We start from the raw sequence: 23,342 nt of genomic DNA on the forward strand, positions 1-23,342 counted from the left end.
CTAAACCGGCTTAATTGGGCGTTTCTACCAACATCGCGTCCACGCGCTGGAAACCACGGGGCAATTTGTTGCCTCGACGTCCGCGTTCGCCTTTGTAGTGTTCGAGGTCATCAGGCTTGAGCGACAGGTTGCGTTTGCCAGCCTGCAACACCAGCGTGGCGTTGTCCGGCAACACGGCAATATCGGTCACGTATTCTTCGCGACTGGCCACGCGATCGCCGGGTATACCGATGATCTTGTTGCCTTTACCTTTGCCCAACTGCGGCAAGTCGCTGACCTTGAAGATCAGCAAACGCCCTTCCGTGGTTACCGCCGCCAGCCAGTTATGCTCGCGGTCGGTGACCGGACGCGGCTGCATGACCTTGGCGCCCTTGGGCAGGCTGAGCAAGGCTTTACCCGCCTTGTTCTTGGCTTGCAGGTCTTCACCCTTGACCACAAAGCCGTAACCCGCGTCGGAGGCAATGACGAACAGCGCGTCGTCTTCAGGCAACAGCACGCATTCAAAACTGGCACCCGGTGGTGGCGTCAGGCGACCGGTCAACGGTTCGCCCTGACCACGGGCCGAGGGCAAGGTGTGCGCCGCCACCGAATAACTGCGCCCGGTGGAGTCGATGAACACCGCAAACTGGTTGGAACGCCCCGCCGCCGCGGTTTTGTAGCCGTCACCCGCTTTATAGGAAAGCCCGGTGGCATCGAGGTCATGCCCTTTACCGCACCGCACCCAGCCCTTTTCAGACAGCACAACGGTCACAGGCTCAGTCGGGACAAGCTCGTTTTCCGACAGAGCCTTGGCTTCTGCACGGGCCACGATCGGCGAACGACGGTCATCGCCGTAGGTTTTGGCATCTTCCAGCAGTTCGCTGCGCACCAGTTTTTTCAGCTTGGCTTCGCTGCCGAGCAGCGCTTGTAACTTGGCCTGTTCTTTACGCAGGGCATCTTGTTCGTCACGCAGCTTCATCTCTTCGAGACGGGCCAACTGGCGCAAGCGCGTGTCGAGGATGTAGTCGGCCTGTGTTTCGGTCAGGGCAAACCGTGCAATCAATTCAGCCTTGGGGTGCTCCTCGGTGCGGATGATGTGAATCACTTCATCGAGGTTCAGGTAAGCCGTCAGCAAACCGTCCAACAGGTGCAGGCGACGCTCGACTTTATCGAGGCGGAACTGCAAGCGGCGCCGCACGGTGTTGATACGAAATTCCAGCCATTCCACCAGCAGCGCCCGCAGGTTTTTCAACTGCGGCTTGCCATCCAGGCCAATGATGTTGATGTTGACGCGGAACGTGGACTCCAGATCCGTCACGGCGAACAGGTGCTGCATCAGCTCGTCGAGGTCGACCTTGTTGTTGCGGGGAATGATGACGATGCGGCACGGGTTTTCGTGGTCCGACTCGTCACGCAGATCAGTCACCATCGCCAGCTTGGTCGGCTTGGCCTGCATCAATGCGGCAATTTGCTCCAGCACCTTGGCGCCCGAGACCTGATGCGGCAAGGCGGTGACGACGATATCGCCGTCTTCCACGTGATACACCGCGCGCATGCGCACCGAGCCACGACCGGTCTGATAGATCTTCAGCAGGTCGGCGCGCGGGGTGATGATTTCAGCTTCGGTCGGGTAGTCCGGGCCTTGAATGTGTTCGCACAGTTGCTCAACCGTGGCCTTGGGCTCATCGAGCAAACGCACGCAAGCGGTGGCGACTTCTCGCAGGTTGTGCGGCGGTACGTCCGTGGCCATGCCCACGGCAATGCCGGTGGTGCCATTGAGCAGGATATTCGGCAAACGTGCAGGCAACACAGCCGGTTCGTCCAGCGTGCCGTCGAAGTTGGGTACCCAGTCCGCCGTGCCCTGACCCAGTTCGCTGAGCAGGACTTCGGAGTAACGCGACAAGCGCGCCTCGGTGTAACGCATGGCGGCGAACGACTTGGGATCGTCCGGCGCACCCCAGTTGCCCTGACCGTCAACCAGTGTGTAGCGGTAGCTGAACGGCTGCGCCATCAGCACCATGGCTTCGTAACAGGCCGAATCGCCGTGGGGGTGAAACTTGCCGAGCACGTCACCGACGGTACGCGCCGATTTCTTGTGCTTGGCGTCTGCGTCCAGCCCCAACTCGCTCATGGCGTAGACGATACGCCGCTGTACAGGCTTGAGGCCGTCGCCGATGTGCGGCAAGGCCCGGTCCATGATCACGTACATGGAGTAGTTGAGGTAGGCCTGTTCGGTGAAGTCGGCCAGTGACCGGCGTTCTACGCCGTCCAGGCTGAGATCAAGGGAGTCGCTCATGCGGACCTCATTCAGTTCGTTGTCTGGCGCAGCAGCATGGTGCCGCCGCGCTGGGTGAATTCAAGTTTTTTCAAAGCGCTCATACCCAGCAACACCTGTTCGCCGTCCAGCCCCGGCGCAGCCACTGCGCGCACGTTGCGCAACACAATGGCACCCAGTTGCAGGCGGTCGATGTGCGTGCGATAGCCCTGCGCCTGCCCGTTGGCGGTATTCAGGGTCACGGGCACGCCCTTGGGCAATGCCAGTTGCCGGGCCAAATCCAGCGGGACCGCCACGTCGGTGGCCCCGGTATCCAGTAAAAATTCCACCGGCACGTTGTTGATACGGCCGCTGGCGACGAAGTGCCCCTGCACGTTGGCTTGCAGCTTGACGTCGATGAAGCCTTCGCCCTGTTCCGAAACCACGTCGCGGTTGGGGTTCTCCTGACGCTGCTCCCAGCGCCCGAAAAACTGGGTCGCCAGGTACAGGCCCGCACACCAGGCCACGATCATGAAGACACGACCGGCCCGCTTGCCCGGTGGCTGCTGGCTCATGACCGGGCGCCCCAACCACCGGGCGGCGCCGCAAAGCGGTAGACCACCGGACGCGCCTCGCCATCGGCACGCACGTGGTTGCCATTGTCGACACCGATCCAGGCCCCTTGAGCGTCGACGCTCAAGGCTTCGGCATTGCCGTAGGCCGAGGCGTAGCGGCGCGCGGCGGTCAGGGCGTCATTGGCGAACGACCAGCAGCGCTCCACGTGCCCGGTGGCAGGCGTTCGGCGGCACACGCGATAGGCCATGCGCTCGAGGGTGAACAACTTGCCTTCGAACACCGCCAGATCTGCGAAATCCTTGGCCTGCGATTTGGCCTTAAGTTGCGGTGGCGGCTGTTGCGGCCCCGCCTCACTCATGATTACGCAGCTGTCTTCACAGGCCCACACGCTTTGTTTTTTGTGCAGGGTCAGCAAGCCACGGCGCTCGCGCTCTGCCGCCAGCCAGATCTGATTGCCTTGCGGGTTGATCGCAATGCCTTCAAACAAGGCATTGAAATGCAGCAGCATGCCGCTGGCCCGCGCCTGACGCACCAGACCGGCGTCGATTTTCAGCCAGGAGGCGTTGCCCTGCGGCGCGATCAGCACCACACCGGCATGGGATTCACTGACCACGTAACGGTTGCCCGCCGCGTCGCAGGTGATGCCTTCAAAATCGAGATCGCCACCGCGCAGCGGGCTGATGGCTTTGCCCATCATGCGCACGCCCCACGGCAAACCGGTCTTCGGCGGCTGGGGTAGATGGAGGCTCACGGCTTCAGCCAGCCACTCGGGATAACGGGTATCAAGCCGGTAAATCTGATCATCATCGCGGTCAGACACAGCCCACATTTCACCCTGGCACACCGCCAGCCCCGACAGATTGCCGCCGCGCATGCCTTCCACCGGGTGCTCAGACTGCAACACCAGTGCTGGCCATGTTTCGGCCATTACCGGGGTCGCCAGCACCTGCAGCGCCAACAAGGCTCTGCGCATCAGGCCAGCACCTGCGCCAGGTTGCCTTTGGATTCCAGCCAGGTCTTACGGTCGCCCGCCCGTTTTTTCGCCAGCAGCATGTCCATCATTTCGGAGGTCGCGGCGAAGTCTTCCAGCGTGAGCTGCACCAGGCGACGCGTGTTCGGGTCCATGGTGGTTTCACGCAGTTGCGGCGGGTTCATTTCACCCAACCCCTTGAATCGCGTGACCTGCGGCTTGCCGCGTTTTTTCTCGGCCACCAGACGGTCAAGAATGCCATCACGCTCAGCCTCGTCGAGGGCGTAGAAAATCTCTTTGCCCAGGTCGATGCGGTACAACGGCGGCATGGCCACGTACACGTGACCGGCGTCCACCAACGGCCGGAAGTGCTGCACAAACAAAGCGCAGAGCAACGTCGCGATGTGCAGACCGTCGGAGTCGGCGTCGGCAAGGATGCAGATTTTGCCGTAGCGCAGCTGGCTCATGTCGGCCGCGCCCGGGTCCACACCGATGGCCACGGCAATGTTGTGCACTTCCTGGCTGGCCAGCACTTCGCTGCCATCGACTTCCCACGTATTGAGGATCTTGCCGCGCAACGGCAGGATCGCCTGAAACTCTTTGTCCCGCGCTTGCTTGGCGGAACCGCCAGCGGAATCGCCTTCCACCAGAAACAGCTCGGCGCGCATCGGGTCCTGGCCCGCACAGTCAGCCAGTTTGCCCGGCAACGCCGGCCCTTGGGTGATGCGCTTGCGCTCGACTTTTTTACTGGCCTTGAGGCGGCGACCGGCGTTGTTGATCGCCAGCTCAGCCAATTGCATGCCCAGTTCAGGGTGCGCGTTGAGCCACAGGCTGAACGCGTCTTTGACCACACCGGAGACAAACGCGGCCGCTTCGCGGGACGACAGGCGCTCTTTGGTCTGGCCGGAGAATTGCGGCTCCTGCATTTTCATCGACAGCACGAACGCAATGCGTTCCCACACGTCTTCCGGGGCCAGTTTCACGCCACGCGGCAGCAGGCTGCGGAATTCACAGAACTCACGCATCGCATCGAGCAGGCCCTGACGCAAACCGTTGACGTGGGTGCCGCCCTGCGCCGTCGGAATCAGGTTGACGTAGCTTTCCTGAACACTGTCGCCGCCTTCGGGCAGCCACAGCAGCGCCCAGTCAACGGCTTCTTTATTGCCCGCCAGAGTGCCGCAGAACGGCTCGTCGGGCAGGCGCTCGAATTCACTGACGGCGTCCACCAGGTAGGAACGCAAGCCGTCTTCGTAATGCCACTCGACTTTTTCGCCGGTGTTTTTGTCTTCAAACGTGACCAGCAGACCGGGGCACAACACGGCCTTGGCCTTGAGGACGTGCTTGAGGCGGCTGACCGAGAATTTGGGGGAGTCGAAGTACTTCGGGTCCGGCGCAAAGTAGACGCTGGTGCCGGTATTGCGCTTGCCGACGGTGCCGATGATTTCCAGGTCGGTGGCTTTGTAGCCATCAGCGAAGGTCATCTGGTACTCGTTGCCATCACGCTTGACCTTGACCCGGACCTGGGTCGACAAGGCGTTAACCACCGAGATCCCCACGCCGTGCAGGCCGCCGGAGAACTGGTAGTTCTTGTTCGAAAACTTACCGCCCGCGTGGAGCTTGGTGAGGATCAGCTCGACGCCCGACACGCCCTCTTCGGGGTGAATGTCCACCGGCATGCCGCGCCCGTCGTCGCTGACTTCCAGCGAGTGGTCGGCGTGCAGGATGACATTGACCGATTTGGCGTGACCGGCCAGGGCTTCGTCGACACTGTTGTCGATGACTTCCTGAGCCAGGTGGTTGGGCCGACTGGTGTCGGTGTACATGCCGGGGCGTTTGCGCACCGGGTCGAGGCCCGAGAGGACTTCGATGGCGTCGGCGTTATAAGAGCTAGCGCTGGGAGTGGCCATAGGGTCTCGTCGTCAGTCGTAAATAAAGAAAATAAAGGCCATTCGCCGGTGCCTCACAGGGCCGCGAAGTCGATGGCCTGGTACTGTTCTGCTGCTACTCCGGCAAAGCTCAGCAGCGCGGGCAGTTGCCGGGCAAAACCTTGATAACTGTGATCGCCCCCGGCCTGAATGCGCAAGGCACACGCTGCGTAGTACGTTTCAGCGTAGCGGTAGTCGAGGGTTTCATCGGCGGTCTGCAGCCACACTTGAATGCGCTGCGGATCGCGGGGCGCCGGGACTTCAAGCTCGGCCAGGGCGTTCACGTGATCGTGGGTCAGCTCCCAGGTCTCGCCGCTGTACAGGTTGGTCTGGGTGCCCAGATAACCGTCAAACATGCGGTGCGGGCTGACGGCCGGGTTGACCAGCAAGGCTTTGAGGCCGTGGCGCTCGGCAAGCCAGGTCGCATAGTAGCCGCCGAGGGAGCTGCCCACCAGCAGCGGGCTGCCCAGCTCGCCAATGGCGGCCTCAAGCTGTGCGATCGCCTGTCGCGGGTGATGGTGCAGGGCTGGCACACGCAGTTGCTCACCAAGACCCATTTGCTGCATCACCGACGTCAACTGCGAAGCCTTTTTGGACTCGGGCGCGCTGTTGAAACCGTGGATATACAAGATGGAACCCGACATGCCATTACTCCCGAGTACAAATTCAGCCAGACACAGCCTTGAGAAAGACGCGCAGTTTAGCCTGACTCGGGGTGAATGACTCGACCCATCATCTGTAAGTTTGTCCAGTGGTCAATATTTGTCGTGGGAGTAGTCGGGTTCGAAGTCAAAGTGCGCCACCCGCGAGGTCCCGGTATCCAAAGTGCCATCAGGGTTCAGCTGCAGCCAGCGGTAGCCGGGCGCCTCGGTGCTGACCTTGAAATCCTCGCTGTGGGGCGCGAACTGGAAACAGGTTGAAGGCGTGGCCAGCAACCTGACCGCCTTACGCTGCTGATCGAAAGGCTGATGCACATGCCCCCACAACACCGCTTTGACCTGGGGGAAGCGGTCCACCACCGCCCAGAACGCGTCGGCATTGAGCAGGCCGATGGGCTCAATCCACTGGCAACCAACCGGGACCGGATGATGATGCAGGCAAACCAAGTGATGACGTTCCGGCGCTTCGCTCAGTGATTGCGCCAGTCGCTGGAGTTGGTCGTCCTCCAGATAACCATGGCTTTTATTCAGCACGTTGGAATGCAACAACGTGATGCGCCAGTTGCCAACATCGACACGCGGCTCCATCAACCGGCTTTGAATGGCCGCCTCGCGCATCTGCTGAACATCGTCATGGTTGCCCGGAATCCAGCGCGCCACGGGCGCCAACGCGGCGGTGGCCTGTCGAAAATACTGGTAGGCCGCGACGCTGCCGTCCTGGGCCAGATCGCCGGTGGCCAGCAACACGTCGACAGACGGCTGCTCGGCACTGACCAGGTCGATCACCTGTTGCAGGCTGCGCGCGGTGTTAAGCCCCAGCAGGGAGCCGTTTGCGTCAGCAAACAAGTGGCTGTCAGAGAGCTGCACCAGCAGCACCGGGTCTTCAGTGGTCAGGGTGGAAACACTCGGCAAGGCGGCTCTCCCGGAGGGCGTCGATGAAGGGCGCGATTATGCCATTAGCCTGAGCGCCTGCGCTGTCGATCGCAGCCTCGCGATTCGACAGCGACTTGAAGCGGTGTTACCTGACTTGTGCGTATTCGTGACCGCACGTCAGGCAGTGGCTCAACCACTCACCCAGAAACACATTGAGCTGAGCTTTTTCGTCAGGCTGGTGCATGGCGTCATTGGGATAAGGGTAGATGCTGCGAAAGCGTCGTGCATGCTCGGCGCCAATCACTTCGGCCATGCGCGCATCGTGATACACCTGAACCTGCAACTCGGGCACCGGCAACCACGGCAAGCTATGTTCCTGACGCACGCGCAGGGTGCTGGTGTACGGGCAGTCGAGCATCACTTCAAGGGTCAGTACGCCCAGCATCTGATCGCCCTGGGTCACGGCAATGCGCCGCGCATCAGGCTGCTCGCGCATGTCGGGCAACAAACGCATCAGGCGCGCGTAATTGGCCTCGCAGGCAGCCTGCAAGCCAATCAAGTCGACCCGATAACGGTCGCGCACCCCGTTTACGACCATAACCCCCTCACCTCGGCGCGATTGAGCGCCAGCCATTGCAGGGCAATGATGCTCGCTGCATTGGAAATTCGACCATCGCGTACTGCCTGAAGCGCATCTTCGTACGCCCAAACTGTCACTCGAATATCTTCCGCCTCTTCCTCAAGGCCATGCAAGCCACCAATGCCTTCGGTGCTGCACCGGCCCACGTACAGGTGCACAAATTCGGTGCTGCCGCCCGGCGACGGGAAGTAGCGGGTGATCGGCCACAGCGAGGTGAAGGTCACACCGGCCTCCTCTTCGCCTTCGCGGTGGGCCACGTCTTCAGGATTGACCTCGCCTTCCTTGTCGATCAAACCGGCCACCAGCTCGATCAGCCACGGCGTGTCGGTCTTGCCCATGGCGCCGACGCGGAACTGCTCGATCAGCACCACCTCGTCACGCTGCGGGTCGTAGGGCAACACGCAAACCGCATCATGGCGCACAAACACTTCGCGACTGATCTCACGGCTCATGCCACCGGCAAACAGTTCGTGGCGCAAGTGCACGCGGTCCAGTTGGTAGAAACCTTTAAAACACTGTTCGCGCTTGACGATCTCGACTGTGCGGGGCGTAGTCGCCTTCGTGGTATCCGTCATTTCAAACCTCTTGCTGGCTAATTCCTGCCGGGGTGGCCCGCGGCATCGCGCATCCTAACGCGCATGAACGCCGCGATGCAGCCACTTTTCTGACACGGGGATAGACGGATCACCTGCAAACCAACTCTAATTGGCACCTTTAAGCTTAGTGGCGAACGGATGCCCTCGCAGGCAGTCGAACCTCCATAATTTTGCTTTTCTTTTGTTGATGAAGGACGACCATGTCGCTTTTAAAGTTTGCCTCCCTGACCTGCATCGCCCTGACCCTGGGCGCATGCCAGAGCGTATTTCAAGCGTCCGCGCCAAAACCGCTGGCCTTCACCCCTGATGCCTCGGAACAGCTCAAGACCGGGTGCAAGGGCCAGGATTGCCCGCTGGTGAACATCGACACCGTACACCCGCAGGGCGACCCCAAACTGGACGCGCTGATCGAAAGCCGCCTGCTGAAAATGACCGTCTTCTCGCCTGAAGACAAACTGGCGCCCTCTCTCAATGCCTACCGCGAACAGTTTTTGCGCACCGCCGCCAGTCGCAACAGCAGCTATTTGCAGGCCAAGGTACGTGAGCAGCATGACGACCTGGTGATTATTGAGCTGTCGAGCTACCTGGACACCGGTGGCGCGCACGGCATGCCAGGCCGTGGCTTTATCAACTATTCGCGTCAGGATCAGCGGGAAGTGACCTTGCAGGACATGTTGATTCCAGGTCAGGAGAAAGCCTTCTGGGCTGCAGGTAAAGTCGCACACAACAACTGGTTGATCAGCACCCGCCTCGGTAACGATCCCGAGTTCGTCAAAAACTGGCCGTTCCAACAAACCCCGCACGTGGCCTTGCTCAAGGACAATGTGGTCCTCAAGTACGATGTGTACAGCATTGCGCCGTACTCCGAAGGCCATGTCGAACTGAAAATCCCTTACTCGCGCCTCAACGGGATTCTCAAGCCGCAGTGGTTCCCTGCACAACGGTGAGCCTCCCCAGCCCACCCCAACCCTCTCCCACAGGCAGAGGGTTGGGGTGAGGGGCTTTTAGCGGCGACGCCCAAAAGCCCACTGCAATACCCCCGCCAGCACCAACGCTGGCAAGGTCGCACCCACATCCGGATACACATTGGCCAACAGGTGGTAGGTACTCACCCCGCCCGCCCACGCCAGCAATGCCGGCCAGCAGAACAACGCCGTGGTCACCTGCGCGCTGCGTTTGCGCACAAGGAAGTGATCCACCAGCACCACGCCAAACAACGGCGCAAACACCGAGCCAATCAGCAACAAGAAGTTCTGGTACTGCGCCAGCGGCGCAAAGCAGGCGATAAGGGTGCAGATCACCCCGATGACCAACGCCAGATGTTCAACCTTCAATCGCCACAACACCCCGCCCGACACTGCCGCCGAGTGAATGTCCGCGAACGCGTTTTCCGACTCGTCGAGCAAAATCAGCAACAACGGAATCCCCAACCCTGCCCCGGCCAGCGCCAACAACAACGCATTCACCTCGCCACTGGGGGCAAACGCCAGGGTGTACGCCACGCCAAGACTCATCAGCCAGACGTTACCCAAAAAGAAGCCCGCAGCCGTGCCGCCAAAGACCTTTTTCGCGCGTTTGCCAAAGCGTGAGTAGTCCGCGATCAAGGGCAACCATGACAATGGCATCGCAATCGCGATGTCAAAACCGACCGCCAGCGGCAGTGAACCGTCGCCCTTTTGCGCCCATAACGCGCCCAGGTCAGCTTTGGAGAACAGGTTCCACGTCAGCCAGAGACAAGCCGCCAACAGCAACCAAATCCCCCATTTGCGCAGGACTTTGCGCACAAACGTCAGCGGCCCGCTGACAGCCAGCAAGGTCGCCAACACCCCGAAAAACAACGTCCACAGCAGCGGGTTGCTGAACACGCTGGCGTCGCTGAACGCCCGGGCGCCGAGCAGGCTGGCGGCGTCGCGCATCACGATGATTTCAAACGCGCCCCAACCGATCAGTTGCAGCACGTTGAGCAGCGCCGGGAGCAGCGCACCGCGACTGCCGAGGCTGAGCTTGAGCGCGGCCATGGACGACAGGCCGGTGTCGCAGCCAATCACCCCGACCGACGCCAGTAAGGCGACACCCACCAGCGTGCCGAGAAAGATTGCCAGCAATCCACCCGACAGGCCTAGGCCCGGCGCCAGTAACGCGCCGGTCTGTAACACCATCAAGCCAATGCCGAGGGAAAACCACAGGGAAAACAGGTCGCGTGCACCGAAGACACGCTGGTCCGCCGGGACCGCAGAATCCGGGGAATACAGGCCGGGTACGTTCAAAGAATGTGTCTCGAAAAGAGGAGGACAACCCTGTCAGGGTCTGTGGCCGTTGCCTGATCAGGTCACCGCCGTCGAGGCGCAGTGACACGCCTCGACAGGGGCTGCCCTGACGTCACACTTTTTTGTACAGCTGACTGCCTTCCTGCTTGAAGCGCGCGGCCTGCTCGGCCAGGCCTTGGGCCACATCAACGTCAACCGCGTCGATGCGCTGGTTGGCGGCATAGATGCGCACTTCCTGCGTGATTTTCATCGAGCAGAATTTCGGCCCGCACATGGAACAGAAATGCGCGACCTTGGCCGAGTCCTTGGGCAGGGTTTCGTCGTGGTACGAGCGGGCGGTGTCCGGGTCCAGGCCGAGGTTGAACTGGTCTTCCCAGCGGAACTCGAAACGCGCCTTGCTCAACGCGTTGTCTCGGATTTGCGCACCCGGATGGCCTTTGGCCAAGTCGGCAGCATGGGCCGCGATTTTGTAAGTGATGATCCCGGTCTTCACGTCATCCTTGTTCGGCAACCCCAAGTGTTCCTTGGGCGTGACGTAGCAGAGCATGGCGCACCCGAACCAGCCGATCATGGCGGCGCCGATGCCCGAGGTAATGTGGTCGTAGCCCGGCGCAATGTCCGTGGTCAGCGGGCCCAGGGTGTAGAACGGCGCTTCGTCGCAGCACTCAAGCTGCTTGTTCATGTTCTCTTTGATCAACTGCATCGGCACATGGCCCGGGCCTTCGATCATGCACTGCACGTCGTGCTTCCACGCGATCTTGGTGAGTTCGCCCAGGGTTTCCAGCTCTCCGAACTGTGCCGCGTCGTTGGCGTCGGCAATCGAGCCCGGACGCAGGCCGTCGCCCAGCGAGAAGCTGACGTCGTAGGCCTTCATGATTTCGCAGATGTCGTCGAAATGGGTGTAGAGGAAGTTTTCTTGGTGGTGCGCCAGGCACCACTTGGCCATGATCGAGCCACCCCGGGACACGATGCCGGTCACGCGCTTGGCCGTCAGCGGCACGTAACGCAACAGTACACCCGCATGGATGGTGAAGTAGTCCACGCCCTGCTCGGCCTGTTCGATCAAGGTGTCGCGGAACAACTCCCACGTCAGGTCTTCGGCCACGCCGTTAACCTTTTCCAGCGCCTGGTAAATCGGCACGGTGCCAATCGGCACCGGCGAGTTGCGGATGATCCACTCGCGGGTTTCGTGGATGTGCTTGCCGGTGGACAAGTCCATGACGGTGTCCGACCCCCAGCGGATGCCCCAGGTCAGTTTCGCCACCTCTTCTTCGATCGAAGAACCCAGCGCGCTGTTGCCGATGTTGCCGTTGATCTTCACCAGGAAGTTGCGCCCGATAATCATGGGCTCCAGCTCAACGTGGTTGATGTTGGCCGGAATAATGGCGCGGCCGCGGGCGATTTCTTCGCGCACGAACTCAGGGGTGATTTCTTTCGGGATGTTGGCGCCGAAGCTGTGTCCGGCGTGTTGCTGGTCCAGCAGACCCGCCGCCCGCGCTTCTTGCAGTTTCATGTTTTCGCGGATGGCGACGTATTCCATCTCGGCGGTGATGATGCCTTGACGCGCATAGTGCATTTGGCTGACGTTGGCACCGGCCTTTGCCCGACGCGGGTTCTTGACGTGGGCGAAACGCAGTTGGGTCAGTTCGGCGTCTTCAAGGCGCATTTGGCCGAAGTTCGAACTCAGCCCCGGCAGGCGTTCGGTGTCGTTTCGGTCGTCGATCCAGGCCGAGCGCACATCGCCCAGGCCTTTGCGCACGTCAATCTGCACCGACGGGTCGGTGTAGGGGCCTGAGGTGTCGTAGATCAATACCGGGGCGTTGATTTCGCCGCCAAAATCAGTGGGCGTCACGTCCAGGCTGACTTCGCGCATCGGCACCAGAATGTCCGGGCGTGAGCCCTGTACGTAGACTTTTTGCGAGCGGGTAAAGGGCTTGACCGACTGTTCATCGACTTTGGCCGAATCACTGAGGTTGATTGCGTTTTTTAGTTTTGTCGTACTCATCACGGCTCTCCAGACTGCATCCAGGCGGATTGTCGGAGGGAGAACCTGAAAAATGTACGGACTGCCCCAAGGACTGGGTGCTGAGTGACGGCCTCGAACGATTGCTCATTTTTTGAACAATCGATCCCGGACGGTACTCAAGAGGACTCGCCGGGTGACGAGAAATCTTGTTCCCTACGCAGGCGTTAACCTGATCAGGTTCAACGGGATCCGAAATTATTCGATCTCAGCCTCATAGCAAGGCACCCCGACAAGAACCCGGCCAGTCTAGACAAGACTGAGGCAGAACGCCAACCCCGGAATAATCAGCCTGATAAAAGTCGCAACAACGGCATTGTTGCAAGGTGTCACCGCTACTACACTCGCTACGTCTTGACACCACGAGTGCCACACGAGGCCTCGGGAGTTTATTTTCTCCGCATTATTGAACTAGGGATCGCTCATGCTGCGCAAACTCTCACTGGCTATCGCCGTGTCTTGTGCGACCAACGTAATGGCCATGGAAACCCAGGCCCCCTTGGCCAGCCAGACAGGCCTGGTCAGCGTGTATCACGAGGCGGTGGATAACAACGCCGACCTGGCGGCCGCCCGTGCCGACTACGCGGCACGCAAAGAAGTGGTGCCGCAGGCCCGCGCCGGCTTGCTGCCCAACCTGTCGGGCGGTGCCGAGTCGAGCAGCGTGCGCACCTCCATTGACCAGCCTTCGTTGACCACTACACGCAGTGCGGTGGTGTATCAGGCGACGCTGGCGCAGCCGATCTTTCGCATTGACCGCTGGTTCCAGTTAAAAGCCGCCGAATCGGTCAACGAGCAGGCCGCGCTGCAACTGTCGGCCACGGAACAAAACCTGATCCTGCAAACCGCCGAGTCTTACTTCTCGGTGTTGCGTGCCCAGGACACACTGGCCGCGACCAAGGCCGAAGAGGCGGCGTTCAAGCGCCAGCTGGATCAGTCTCGCGAACGCTTTGACGTGGGTCTGTCAGACAAAACCGACGTGCTGCAATCCCAGGCCAGTTACGACACCTCGCGCGCCAACCGGATCGTGGCACAGCGCCAGGTCGATGACGCGTTCGAGGCGCTGATCACCCTGACCAACCGTCAGTACAACTCGATCGAAGGCATGCGCCATACGCTGCCGATCCTGCCGCCGTCACCGAACAACGCCAAAATCTGGGTGGAAACCGCCGCGCAGCAAAACCTCAATCTGCTGGCCAGTAACTTTGCCGTGGACGCTGCGCAGGAAACCCTCAAGCAACGCAAGGCCGGTCACGCGCCGACCCTCGATGCGGTGGCGCAGTACAAGACCGGCGACAACGACGGTTTTGGCCTGAGCAACCCCAATGCCTTGCAGCAGCGCTACAGCGGTGACGTGTCGCAGCGCAGCATCGGCATACAGTTGAATATCCCGATCTACAGCGGCGGCCTGACCAGTTCGCAGGTCCGCGAGTCATACTCGCGCCTCGATCAGACCGAACAGCAACGTGAAGGCTTGCGCCGTCAGGTGGTCGAAAACACCCGCAACCTGCACCGTGCGGTCAACACTGACGTCGAACAGGTTCAGGCGCGCAAGCAGTCGATCATTTCCAACCAGAGCGCGCTGGAGGCCACGGAAATCGGTTATCAGGTGGGCACGCGCAACATCGTCGACGTGCTGGACGCCCAGCGCCAGCTGTACAACTCGGTGCGCGATTACAACAACACCCGTTACGACTACATCCTCGACAACCTGCGCCTCAAGCAAGTCGCCGGCACGCTAAACCCCGGCGATCTGGACGCGCTGTCGCGTTACCTGAAAGCCGACTACAACCCCGACAAAGACTTCCTGCCGCCCGATCTGGCGCAAGCCGCCGAAGCCAACATGCGCTCGCCCGGCAACTGAACCTTCCCTCGGTGATCGCGGCCACCCGGCTGCGATCATCCCTGCCCGGGCATATCCGGCTACCACCTGTGCGTGAGCGTTCCGGCCATTAATACGGCATCGGTCGTGTGACCTCTGGAACTCAACACAGGTACGCTCATGTCTACATACCCTGCCCTTGTCCCGGCTACAGCACCCCTTATTCCCGTCGCCAGTGCCGTCAAGGCACAGTTCGACAACCCGCCCGACCTTGAGGCGCTGGTGCGCAGCATGCTCAGCGGCGCCCTTGGCGAAAAATACCCGACACTCATCATCGACCTGCAACGCACCCAACTGGCCGTCCCGCGCTTGACCATCGGCTGGGATTTGCAACCGTTCATGCCTACCGTGCTGGCGTATCTGGGCAGTGGCACCGAGCTGGACTTCACCCCGCGCAATAACCAGCCCTATTACCTGTGCGATGACCCACCGACCTGGCTCGCGCCCGCTGAGGGCAAGCTGGACATGGCGGTCGTCAAGGAGGTGATCGAAGAGCTGACCTGGCGTGTACCGATCGGCTTACAAAGCGCCTTGACGCATTTTTGGTCAGCGCAGGCCAATACCGGAACCAGTCGCTTGCGATGGCTCAGCCATCTGCTCAAGGACACCCTGAGCATCAGCGTGGTGCAACAAACCGACCTGAACGACACACACCGCGCAGCCATTAAACAAATTCTGGACTGCCCCGAACGTGCGGACCGGATCGGCCAATACGGCGAAGGGGCTACCCGCGCCTACCTGGCCAAAGCCACGCTGGTCAATTCAACCAGCCGATCGATACTGAGCACGCGACTGGTGATCGAATTGCCTGGCCAGGTGCTTTCCTGGTCCCCGAGCGCAACCGTCAGACCCTTCAAAACCCTCAATTCATTTGCCAGAGCCTGGAGCAGGAGTATTGGCCAATCGGTGACCACTGAAGAAGTCCACATCAAACGCTTCGAACTCGACGGCAACATTTTTGATGCCCAGAGCGCGGCCATTTTGAATCAGCAGTTGACCAACCTGAGCATGCTCAAACTGCCTTCCAGCCTCGGCTGGACCCAACTGCAGGCGGTCTACCAAGATATTGCCGACCCTTCGAGCATATTTATCAGCACCCCACGCCTGGCCCCAAACACGCTGGCCGCACTTGAACAGAAACTGCCTGACTGGCTGAAAAAAGCCGCTCTTGCGGATCAAGCGCTCTACCGCCAATTCAGCCTGGCACTGGCCAGCACGAAAAAAAACCATCAAGGCAAAACGTTTTTGAGTGGCATTGCCGATATACGCAGCTACACCGTTGATGTTCTGCAACAGCTAATGATGGGTGAGCGCAGCCGGTTAGAGCCCGAGGTTCAGCCGCAAACACCCGAAGCCCAGCTCGCCCCTGACGACATTGAGCTGACGTTTCATACGGTGACGGGTTTACCGGGCACGATTGGCATTGAAGAGCCCGTCACTATGACCCTGACCGAGCTGGCGCTGAAAAATTTGCAGGGTCGCCCCACCGGCCGCTTGACCGTGCGTCATCGCCTGGGGCTCAGTGTGCCCACGTGGTTGACACCTGATTACATCACCCGCAGTCAAGGGCTGATCGAGCAAGCCAACATCGGCGGCGACTACCCCAAGCGACTGGAAAACCTGTTGTTGAGCAATACGCCGGATGCGCAAGCACGCGAGCGCCTGTTTGCCGAGCACCTGCGGGTACAACTGCCGTTGCTCGCGCTGGAGTTAAGTCTCAAACACGAAAACGGCGTAACACCGTTGGGCGCCCGCTATGTGGCAGCGCTGGTAAAAACCCTGGCTGCCGACCGCGAGACCGACGGGCAAACGGTGGTCATTCGGTATTTGGCCCTGGTGCGCAAACCCGAGGCGACGCCGGACGTGGTGAGCAACATGTTCATCATTGAACCCGCCAATATCGACGTCGGACCCCACCTGCTCTATCGGCCGCTTTATGCGCAATCGTTGCTTGAATTCGCCACCCGGGACGCGCTGCTCGACGCCATCGTCAAACCGGGGGCTCTGCAGACCAGCGTACTGACCTGGTTGAGTGACAGTGCCCGCCCGATCTATGACAACGGCGGTTTCCTTGAGCCGCATTACGTTCGGTTCGGCACGGGGGATGAGTTTGCCCCGCGTGAAGTACCCGCCCCTGCCCAACTGGCAACCGATGGCGCCAGCAGTGAGTTGTTGCAATACCTGCATAACGGTCAGCTGATGTTGTCGCTGTACGGCAGCAATGCCCGAGCACTGGTAGACCAGGCCGACGCAGAGTCGGTGTCTAACCGTGAAAGCCGCTGGGCGGTATTGCTGCAAGGTGGCGGCCTGATGTTTGACAGCCTTTTGCTGCTACCCGGCTTGCCGCGCCCCCTGATGCTGACGGGCTGGCTGTTGAGCCTGGCCCGCTCAGCCGCTCAAGACATACCGGCATTGGCCAGCAATGACGCCGAAGAACGGGAATTGGCCATGGTGGACGTGCTGATTAACCTCGGCATGGTGCTTTTGCACCTGGCGCCGAGGATCACACCCGACCGACCGGCACAGCTGACGACGATGAGAAAAATGGCCCTTAGGCCCATCGCCCCACGTCGCAATGCAGAAGAATGGCCCGCTCCTCCGCTCCCCAAAATTTTTGAAGGGGCCGTGGCGCTGCCCGGTGAGTTCCCCAATACCCAAAGCATCGTTCTGGACTTCAGTTTCTTCGGCCCGTATCGGCTTGACGCCAGCCAGCGCACTCGGCTCGCGAGGTTTCAGGTTGCCCGCCCGGTGCCCCTGCCACCGGCACACGCCAGTGGTACAGGCAAAGGCCTGTACCGAATAGACCAGAAATGGCACGTGCTGATTGACGCGCAACTCTATGAAGTCCAATTGAATGAGGAGGCAAGCGCCACCATCGTGTTACCCACCGACAACAACCAGTGCGGGCCGAATGTTCGCTCAGACACTGATGGCAACTGGTCGCTGGATTTGGGCTTACGCCTGCACGGCGGCATGCCGCCTAAACGGATTGCCGCGTATCAACAACAGAAACAGGCGCGCATCAACGAACTAAAGGCCACGCTGGAGGGCTTTTTCGATCAGGAACGGTCGCTTTTCGACATTGTGGAGAAAACCCGTTCGATCTATGTCCAGGCAAGCACCGACCCACGCTTCACCCCTGAACAGCTCGCCCTGTTGCGCACGCGACTGGAAGCTGCGCTGTCGCGTCAACTGATGGCCTACCAGGAACTGTTGAACAGTATGAGTGAGCGCATCCAGTTGCAGATCCCGTTCAGCGAAAAGGTGGTGATCTCCCTGCTGCAAAAAGTGTTCGACAATCGCTCCGTCGCCTTGTCCTATCTGGCGACCGAGCAACGCATCCTCACCCGACAGTGGCCTCAGTTCACGACGCCCGGTCCCGAACTGGAAGCGGCCGGTGACGCTGACCCACAAGGTTTTCTGCAATTCATCAAACTGCAAATAGACCTCAATGAGCGCGCAGTCGAGTATGTGGAACTCAGAAACAACTTCCTCGACCAACTGACCAACTTGAGCGATGCGGGGACCGAAGCGGCCAATCAATTGACTTCCAGCCTGTCCCCTGACGAACACACCAGCCTGACGCTAAAGAGCTTTTTACTCAGTTGCCTGAAGCTGGCCAGTTCGAAAACAACGGCCAGCTTTCGAGTACAAGACAGCCTCGACAATGCCATCGACCCCCTCAGGGAATATATCCACACCCACAACCAGCTCAACTCCCTGGAGCTGGAATCCGGTAGACGCCTGGAGGTGCTGGACAGTCTGGTCGAGCACTACGGCCAGGCGCTGGATGCCGTGCAAGGCATCGAACTCATCAACGCCGAAGAACTGGAGATGAACTATTTCAACAAGCTGCGCCAATTGTTGACCCAGCTTTATCAAGACGCCACGACGCAACTGGCCGCTGAAATCAAACCCCCGGCAAAACCCCGCAAAAAGCCCCGCAAACGCGTGCCATCCGCGACCGGCCGGCCGTTGCGAAAAGTCATCAAGGCCCGTGGCAAAGGGAGTCTGATTGGCAGCGTTCGGCCAGCGGGCGGGGAGTGGCCGATTGAGGTGGTTGAAATACGGGACGCATACGACAACAAAGTACTGTCGACCTATTCGCAACACGGGGACGAGTGGGTGCAGATCACCTCGCCACGCCCGGTAGCGCCGATTGCCAAACGCCCACTGGATGTCATCAAGGGTCAGGCGCGCAAACTCTACGGCATGTTTGAGACGATTCAGCGCAAAGCCCTGCAATACAAGAACCAGGCACGGCACCCGCAGGAAATAGAAGAAATCCTCACCCATGAAGCGTCAAAATTCGACACGTTGGCCGACGAGTTGCACGCCGCCTGGCTGGAGCAACCCGAACCCGCGCGTTTGCCCGCCGACCAGACCCTGATCAATGACATGCACAGCGCCGCCCAGCGGCTTCAAGCGCAAGGCAAGGCGCTGCGCCTTCAACTTTGCCTTGAACTGCCGCCCACCCACGGCAACCTGCACTACCTGCTCGACGAAGGACGCGTCCAGATTGCAGGGCTGGGGCGCCGTATCCAGTTAACCGGCGAGCGTCAGGACTTCATTCAGGAATACGCCATCAGCGAGCCGGGCAAGACGCCCCTGTGGTATGCCCATTTTCACTATGAGCAACTCGACACCCCAAAGGAGCGCTACACCGTCGCCCATTTGAAAACCGGCGAGCAGCGCAAACAAAGCTACTACTCGCAGCTCAATACGGCTCAAACTGGGCAAGCCATCGTCAACATTCACCGTGGCCAGATCGGTAAGGCCATGGCTGAGCGCTGGTTCTTGCCCCTGGCCAACTAAGGGCGGTTCATCACGCGAGACCTGGGTGGCTTAGCGCGCCAGCAAGCGCGCCAATCCATCCAGCAAGCGCTGCAAAGCGCCTTGATTGGCCAGCATCACGTTCAGGCCAGCTTGTGCCATATGCTGCGCATCTTGAGGCAGCTCGAACAAACGCTGAACGGCAACGGCCAACCCCTGGGCATCCTCCACTTCTTCAAGCGCACCGGCGTTGCGCAGCAGCGCAGCGATTTCCAGAAAGTTGAACAGATGCGGACCACTGAGCACCGGCTTGGCCAGCGCGGCGGGTTCCAGCAGGTTGTGCCCGCCGTTGGGCACCAGACTGCCGCCAACGAACGCGCTGTCAGCCAGCGCGTACAAAAACAGTAACTCGCCCATGGTGTCCCCGAGCAGCACGTGCGTGTGCGGGCCGACCGGGGCGGCCGTAGAGCGGCGCACCGTATCGAAACCTTCACGCTGGCACAGCTCGAACACGCTGTTGAAGCGCTCGGGGTGACGCGGGACAAGTATCAGCAACGCATCGGGATAGTGGCTGAGCAATTGTCGATGGGCCGCCAGTATGATTTCGTCCTCGCCTTCATGGGTGCTGGCCGCAATCCACACCGGGCGCTCTTGCGCTTGCCATTGCTCACGCAACGCCCGCGCCGCGGTGAGCAGTTGCGGGTCGATGGTCAGGTCGAATTTGATCGAACCGGTCACTTGCACACACTCGGGACGCGCGCCCAACTGACGGAAGCGCTCGGCTTCGGCTTCGGTCTGCACCGCGATCAAGCTCATTTCTTCGAGCATGGGCCGGGTGAGTTTGGCGAAACGCGCATAGCCTTTGGCCGAACGGGCCGAGAGCCGGGCATTGGCCAGCGCCACGGGGATCCCGCGCTTGGCGCACTGGTGGATGTGGTTGGGCCACAGCTCGGTTTCCATGATGACGGCCAGTTTGGGCTGCACCCGCGCCAAAAAGCGCGCCGCTGCCCACGGCAAGTCGTAAGGCAAATAACAATGCTGAATACGCGGTTCATCGGCAAACAGGGCCTCGATCCGCTGTGAACCCGTCGGCGTCATGCAGGTCACAGTGATCGGCATCTGTGGATAACGTGTGAGCAGCGCCCGAATCATGGGCGCGGCAGCAATACTCTCGCCCACTGACACGGCATGCACCCAGATCCCGCCCGGCTGCATCACGGGCAGGTTCAGGGCGAAGCGTTCACCGATGCGTTTGGCGTAAGCGGGCGCCTTGCGTGCCCGCAGCCACAAGCGAATCGCTACCAGCGGCAGCCCCAGATGAAACAGCAAGGTGTACAGGGTTCTATTCATGGGCGCGGAGTTTACTTGAAAACGACATCCACGATGATGGCACCGAACAGGGCCCGCGCAAGATGCAATAAAAAACCGCTACACACTTTTACAATCACTAGAATGCCGTGCTGTTAAATTGCTGCGCCCCTCATTCAGGACTCCAACATGAACGCTTACTACTACTTGGCCATCGCCATTTGCGCCGAAGTGATTGCCACCGTATCGATGAAAGCGATCAAAGGTTTTAGCACGCCCTTGCCCCTTGTCCTGGTGATTGCCGGTTACGCCACGGCGTTCTGGATGCTGACGCTGGTGGTGCGCACCATTCCGGTCGGGGTTGCCTACGCTGTGTGGGCGGGCATGGGGATCGTGATGGTGAGCGTTGCCGCACTGTTTATCTACGGACAGAAACTCGACGTGCCGGCCATGCTGGGCATGGCGCTGATTGTGCTGGGCGTGGTGGTGATTCAGCTGTTTTCCAAAACCGCCGGTCATTAACCCGCTGCACGCCGTGGCGTTGAAGCCCGGCGTCGCAGGGTTAGCCTGATAGGGGCGCGATCAGGATGTATACTCCCGGCCTTGTCTTTGAACGCTGAGGTCGCCCATGCCATCTGTAATTTCCACCGACGTATTGATTGTCGGCGCTGGTGTCGCCGGCCTCTGGCTCAATGCCCGCCTGCGTAAACAGGGCTTTTCGACGATTGTGGTCGAGCGCGAGAGCCTGGGTGGCGGCCAAAGTGTGAAGTCTCAAGGCATCATCCATGGTGGCGCCAAGTACGCGCTGCACGGCGCACTGACCGGCGCCTCCGAAGCCATTGCCGACATGCCGCGCCGCTGGCGCGAAGCGCTGGCCGGTGACGGCGAACTGGACTTAAGCGGCGTTCGTATCCTGTCCCAGGCCCATTACCTGTGGTCACCGGGCACACTGGCGGGCAACCTCACCAGCTTCTTCGCCAGCAAGGCCGTCCGGGGCCGTGTCGATCAGGTCAAGGGCGAGCAATTGCCGCCTGCCCTCCAAGACCCGCGTTTCAAGGGCAAGGTGTACCGCCTGGCCGAGCTGGTGGTCGACGTGCCGAGCCTGATTGAACGACTGGCCAACCTCGCAGGGGATGGTTTGCTCGCAGGCCAATCCATCGAGCCACTCTTTGATAACAATGAGTGGGTAGGCTTGCGGGTCGACGGGCGTGACATCCACGCGCAACGCATTGTATTCAGCGCCGGGGCCGGTAATGCCGAGCTACTGGCCAGTGCAGGCATCAGTGTTCCCGCGCAACAGTTACGGCCTTTGCACATGGTGCTGGTCAAGGGGCCTAGCCTCAAACCGCTGTACGCGCACTGCCTGGGCGGCGGTCCCAAGCCGCGCATTACCGTGACCACCCACCCGGCGGCCAATGGCGAGTGGGTGTGGTATCTGGGGGGCGATATTGCCGAGGCCGACGGGGTGGCCCGCGAACCGGCCGAGCAAATCGCCGTGGCGCAAAAAGAGCTGAGCAACCTGCTGCCGTGGGTCGACCTGAGCCAGGCGCAATGGGCCACATTGCGGGTCAACCGTGCTGAACCCGCGCAATCGGGTCTGGTGCGCCCGGACAACGCCTTTCTGTCCGATCAGGGCCGCTTGCTGGTGGGCTGGCCCACCAAACTGGCGCTGGCACCGGATTTCTCGGACCGCGTGCTGCAAGCCCTGGAGCAGGACGGCATCAAACCGGGTCATGCCCCTGCCCTGCCTGAGCTGCCACGCCCGCCACTGGGCCAGACACCCTGGGAGCAACTGCTGCCATGAGCCAACCTACCTTGCACGACCTGCATCGCCCGCTGGGCAGTACCGGCCTGTCGGTGTCCCCGCTGGGGCTGGGCACCGTCAAGCTGGGCCGTGACCAAGGGGTGAAATACCCCAGCGGTTTTCAGATCCCGGATGATGACGAAGCACGCATGCTGCTCAAGCTCGCGCGCGATCTGGGGATCAACCTGATCGACACCGCGCCGGCCTATGGCCGCAGTGAGGAACGCCTCGGGCCGCTGTTGCGCGGGCAGCGTCATGAATGGGTGATCGTCAGCAAGGTCGGTGAAGAATTCGTCAACGGCCAGTCCAGCCATGACTTCAGCGCCGCCCACACCCGACAGTCCGTGGAGCGCAGCCTTCAGCGTTTAGAAACAGACGTCATCGATCTGGTGCTGGTGCACTCCGATGGCAATGATCTGGCCATTCTTAATGAGGGCGAGGTCTATGAAACGCTCGCTGAACTCAAGCGCGAAGGTAAGATCCGGGGCTTCGGCCTGTCAGGAAAAACCGTTGAAGGCGGGCTGAAAGCCCTGCAAACCGGCGATTGCGCCATGGTCACGTACAACCTGAATGAGCAGGCCGAAAAGCCAGTCATCGATTACGCGGCGGCGCATGGCAAGGCCATTCTGGTCAAAAAAGCGCTGGCCAGCGGCCACGTCTGCTTGAGCCCGGGGGTTGACCCGGTGCGGGCCAGCTTCGAACTGGTGTTTGGTCATCATGGGGTTGCCAGTGCTATTGTCGGCACCATCAATCCTTTGCACCTGGCCCACAACGTGGCAACGGTAGCGCAGGTGTTGCGCACACCCTGATGCCGCC

17 protein-coding genes and 1 riboswitch are annotated in these 23,342 nt (G+C 60.6%); of the genes, 6 read left to right on the forward strand and 11 right to left on the reverse strand.

What is annotated here, in order from left to right; translation table 11 throughout:
• Nucleotides 1-10: 10 nt before the first annotated feature.
• The 8 genes from parC to IF654_RS20720 all read right to left on the reverse strand — a co-directional run bounded on the left by parC (nt 11) and on the right by IF654_RS20720 (nt 8,451).
• On the reverse strand, nt 11-2,275 hold the full coding sequence (gene parC / locus IF654_RS20685; protein WP_047273105.1) for a DNA topoisomerase IV subunit A: 2,265 nt from the start codon (nt 2,273-2,275) through the stop codon (nt 11-13).
• A gap of 11 nt (nt 2,276-2,286) precedes the next feature.
• On the reverse strand, nt 2,287-2,808 hold the full coding sequence (locus tag IF654_RS20690) for a retropepsin-like aspartic protease family protein (RefSeq protein WP_047273104.1): 522 nt from the start codon (nt 2,806-2,808) through the stop codon (nt 2,287-2,289).
• Nucleotides 2,805-3,782: an esterase-like activity of phytase family protein gene (locus IF654_RS20695; protein ID WP_047273103.1), complete on the reverse strand. Its 978-nt coding sequence runs from the start codon at nt 3,780-3,782 to the stop codon at nt 2,805-2,807. Before IF654_RS20695 ends, IF654_RS20690 begins: the two co-directional genes overlap by 4 nt.
• Nucleotides 3,782-5,686, reverse strand: a complete 1,905-nt coding sequence (gene parE, locus IF654_RS20700; protein WP_047275061.1) for a DNA topoisomerase IV subunit B — start codon at nt 5,684-5,686, stop codon at nt 3,782-3,784. The genes IF654_RS20695 and parE overlap by 1 nt, the downstream gene beginning before the upstream one ends.
• A gap of 53 nt (nt 5,687-5,739) precedes the next feature.
• On the reverse strand, nt 5,740-6,348 hold the full coding sequence (locus IF654_RS20705) for a YqiA/YcfP family alpha/beta fold hydrolase (RefSeq protein WP_047273101.1): 609 nt from the start codon (nt 6,346-6,348) through the stop codon (nt 5,740-5,742).
• Between the two features lie 111 nt (nt 6,349-6,459).
• Nucleotides 6,460-7,275, reverse strand: a complete 816-nt coding sequence (gene cpdA, locus IF654_RS20710; protein WP_047273100.1) for a 3',5'-cyclic-AMP phosphodiesterase — start codon at nt 7,273-7,275, stop codon at nt 6,460-6,462.
• A gap of 106 nt (nt 7,276-7,381) precedes the next feature.
• A complete protein-coding gene (locus IF654_RS20715; protein WP_047273099.1) occupies nt 7,382-7,834 on the reverse strand; it encodes a DUF1249 domain-containing protein in 453 nt (150 codons plus the stop codon).
• A complete protein-coding gene (locus tag IF654_RS20720; RefSeq protein WP_047273098.1) occupies nt 7,825-8,451 on the reverse strand; it encodes an NUDIX domain-containing protein in 627 nt (208 codons plus the stop codon). The genes IF654_RS20715 and IF654_RS20720 overlap by 10 nt, the downstream gene beginning before the upstream one ends.
• 221 nt (nt 8,452-8,672) lie before the next feature.
• Between IF654_RS20720 and IF654_RS20725 the strand changes: the two genes are divergently transcribed.
• Nucleotides 8,673-9,419 (forward strand): RsiV family protein, encoded by a 747-nt coding sequence (locus IF654_RS20725; protein WP_194862103.1) that lies wholly within the window; start codon nt 8,673-8,675, stop codon nt 9,417-9,419.
• 57 nt (nt 9,420-9,476) lie between these two features.
• Here the strand turns inward: IF654_RS20725 and cytX are convergent, their stop codons facing one another.
• Entirely contained in the window at nt 9,477-10,739 is a 1,263-nt protein-coding gene (gene cytX, locus IF654_RS20730; protein WP_047279937.1) for a putative hydroxymethylpyrimidine transporter CytX, read from the reverse strand.
• A 112-nt stretch (nt 10,740-10,851) separates the two neighbouring features.
• Complete coding sequence (gene thiC / locus IF654_RS20735; protein ID WP_194862102.1) at nt 10,852-12,744, reverse strand: phosphomethylpyrimidine synthase ThiC; 1,893 nt, start codon at nt 12,742-12,744, stop codon at nt 10,852-10,854.
• 154 nt (nt 12,745-12,898) lie between these two features.
• Nucleotides 12,899-13,004, reverse strand: a riboswitch (TPP riboswitch).
• 182 nt (nt 13,005-13,186) lie between these two features.
• On the opposite strand from thiC, the gene IF654_RS20740 reads away from it, so the two are divergent.
• Entirely contained in the window at nt 13,187-14,623 is a 1,437-nt protein-coding gene (locus IF654_RS20740; RefSeq protein ID WP_047273094.1) for a TolC family outer membrane protein, read from the forward strand.
• A gap of 138 nt (nt 14,624-14,761) precedes the next feature.
• Nucleotides 14,762-19,456, forward strand: a complete 4,695-nt coding sequence (locus IF654_RS20745; RefSeq protein WP_194862101.1) for a dermonecrotic toxin domain-containing protein — start codon at nt 14,762-14,764, stop codon at nt 19,454-19,456.
• Nucleotides 19,457-19,486: 30 nt separating this feature from the next.
• On the opposite strand, the gene waaA is transcribed toward IF654_RS20745, so the two are convergent.
• Nucleotides 19,487-20,764: a lipid IV(A) 3-deoxy-D-manno-octulosonic acid transferase gene (gene waaA / locus IF654_RS20750; RefSeq protein WP_047273092.1), complete on the reverse strand. Its 1,278-nt coding sequence runs from the start codon at nt 20,762-20,764 to the stop codon at nt 19,487-19,489.
• A gap of 147 nt (nt 20,765-20,911) precedes the next feature.
• Between waaA and IF654_RS20755 the strand changes: the two genes are divergently transcribed.
• The 3 genes from IF654_RS20755 (at nt 20,912) to IF654_RS20765 (ending at nt 23,335) form a co-directional block, all read left to right on the forward strand.
• Nucleotides 20,912-21,244: a DMT family transporter gene (locus tag IF654_RS20755; RefSeq protein WP_047273091.1), complete on the forward strand. Its 333-nt coding sequence runs from the start codon at nt 20,912-20,914 to the stop codon at nt 21,242-21,244.
• Between the two features lie 106 nt (nt 21,245-21,350).
• Entirely contained in the window at nt 21,351-22,526 is a 1,176-nt protein-coding gene (locus IF654_RS20760; protein ID WP_047279935.1) for an NAD(P)/FAD-dependent oxidoreductase, read from the forward strand.
• A complete protein-coding gene (locus IF654_RS20765; RefSeq protein ID WP_047273089.1) occupies nt 22,523-23,335 on the forward strand; it encodes an aldo/keto reductase in 813 nt (270 codons plus the stop codon). The genes IF654_RS20760 and IF654_RS20765 overlap by 4 nt, the downstream gene beginning before the upstream one ends.
• The last annotated feature ends 7 nt before the right edge of the window (nt 23,336-23,342 follow it).

This window comes from Pseudomonas lundensis (assembly GCF_015377145.2).
In the GTDB taxonomy this organism is placed as follows: Bacteria; Pseudomonadota; Gammaproteobacteria; order Pseudomonadales; family Pseudomonadaceae; genus Aquipseudomonas; species Aquipseudomonas lundensis.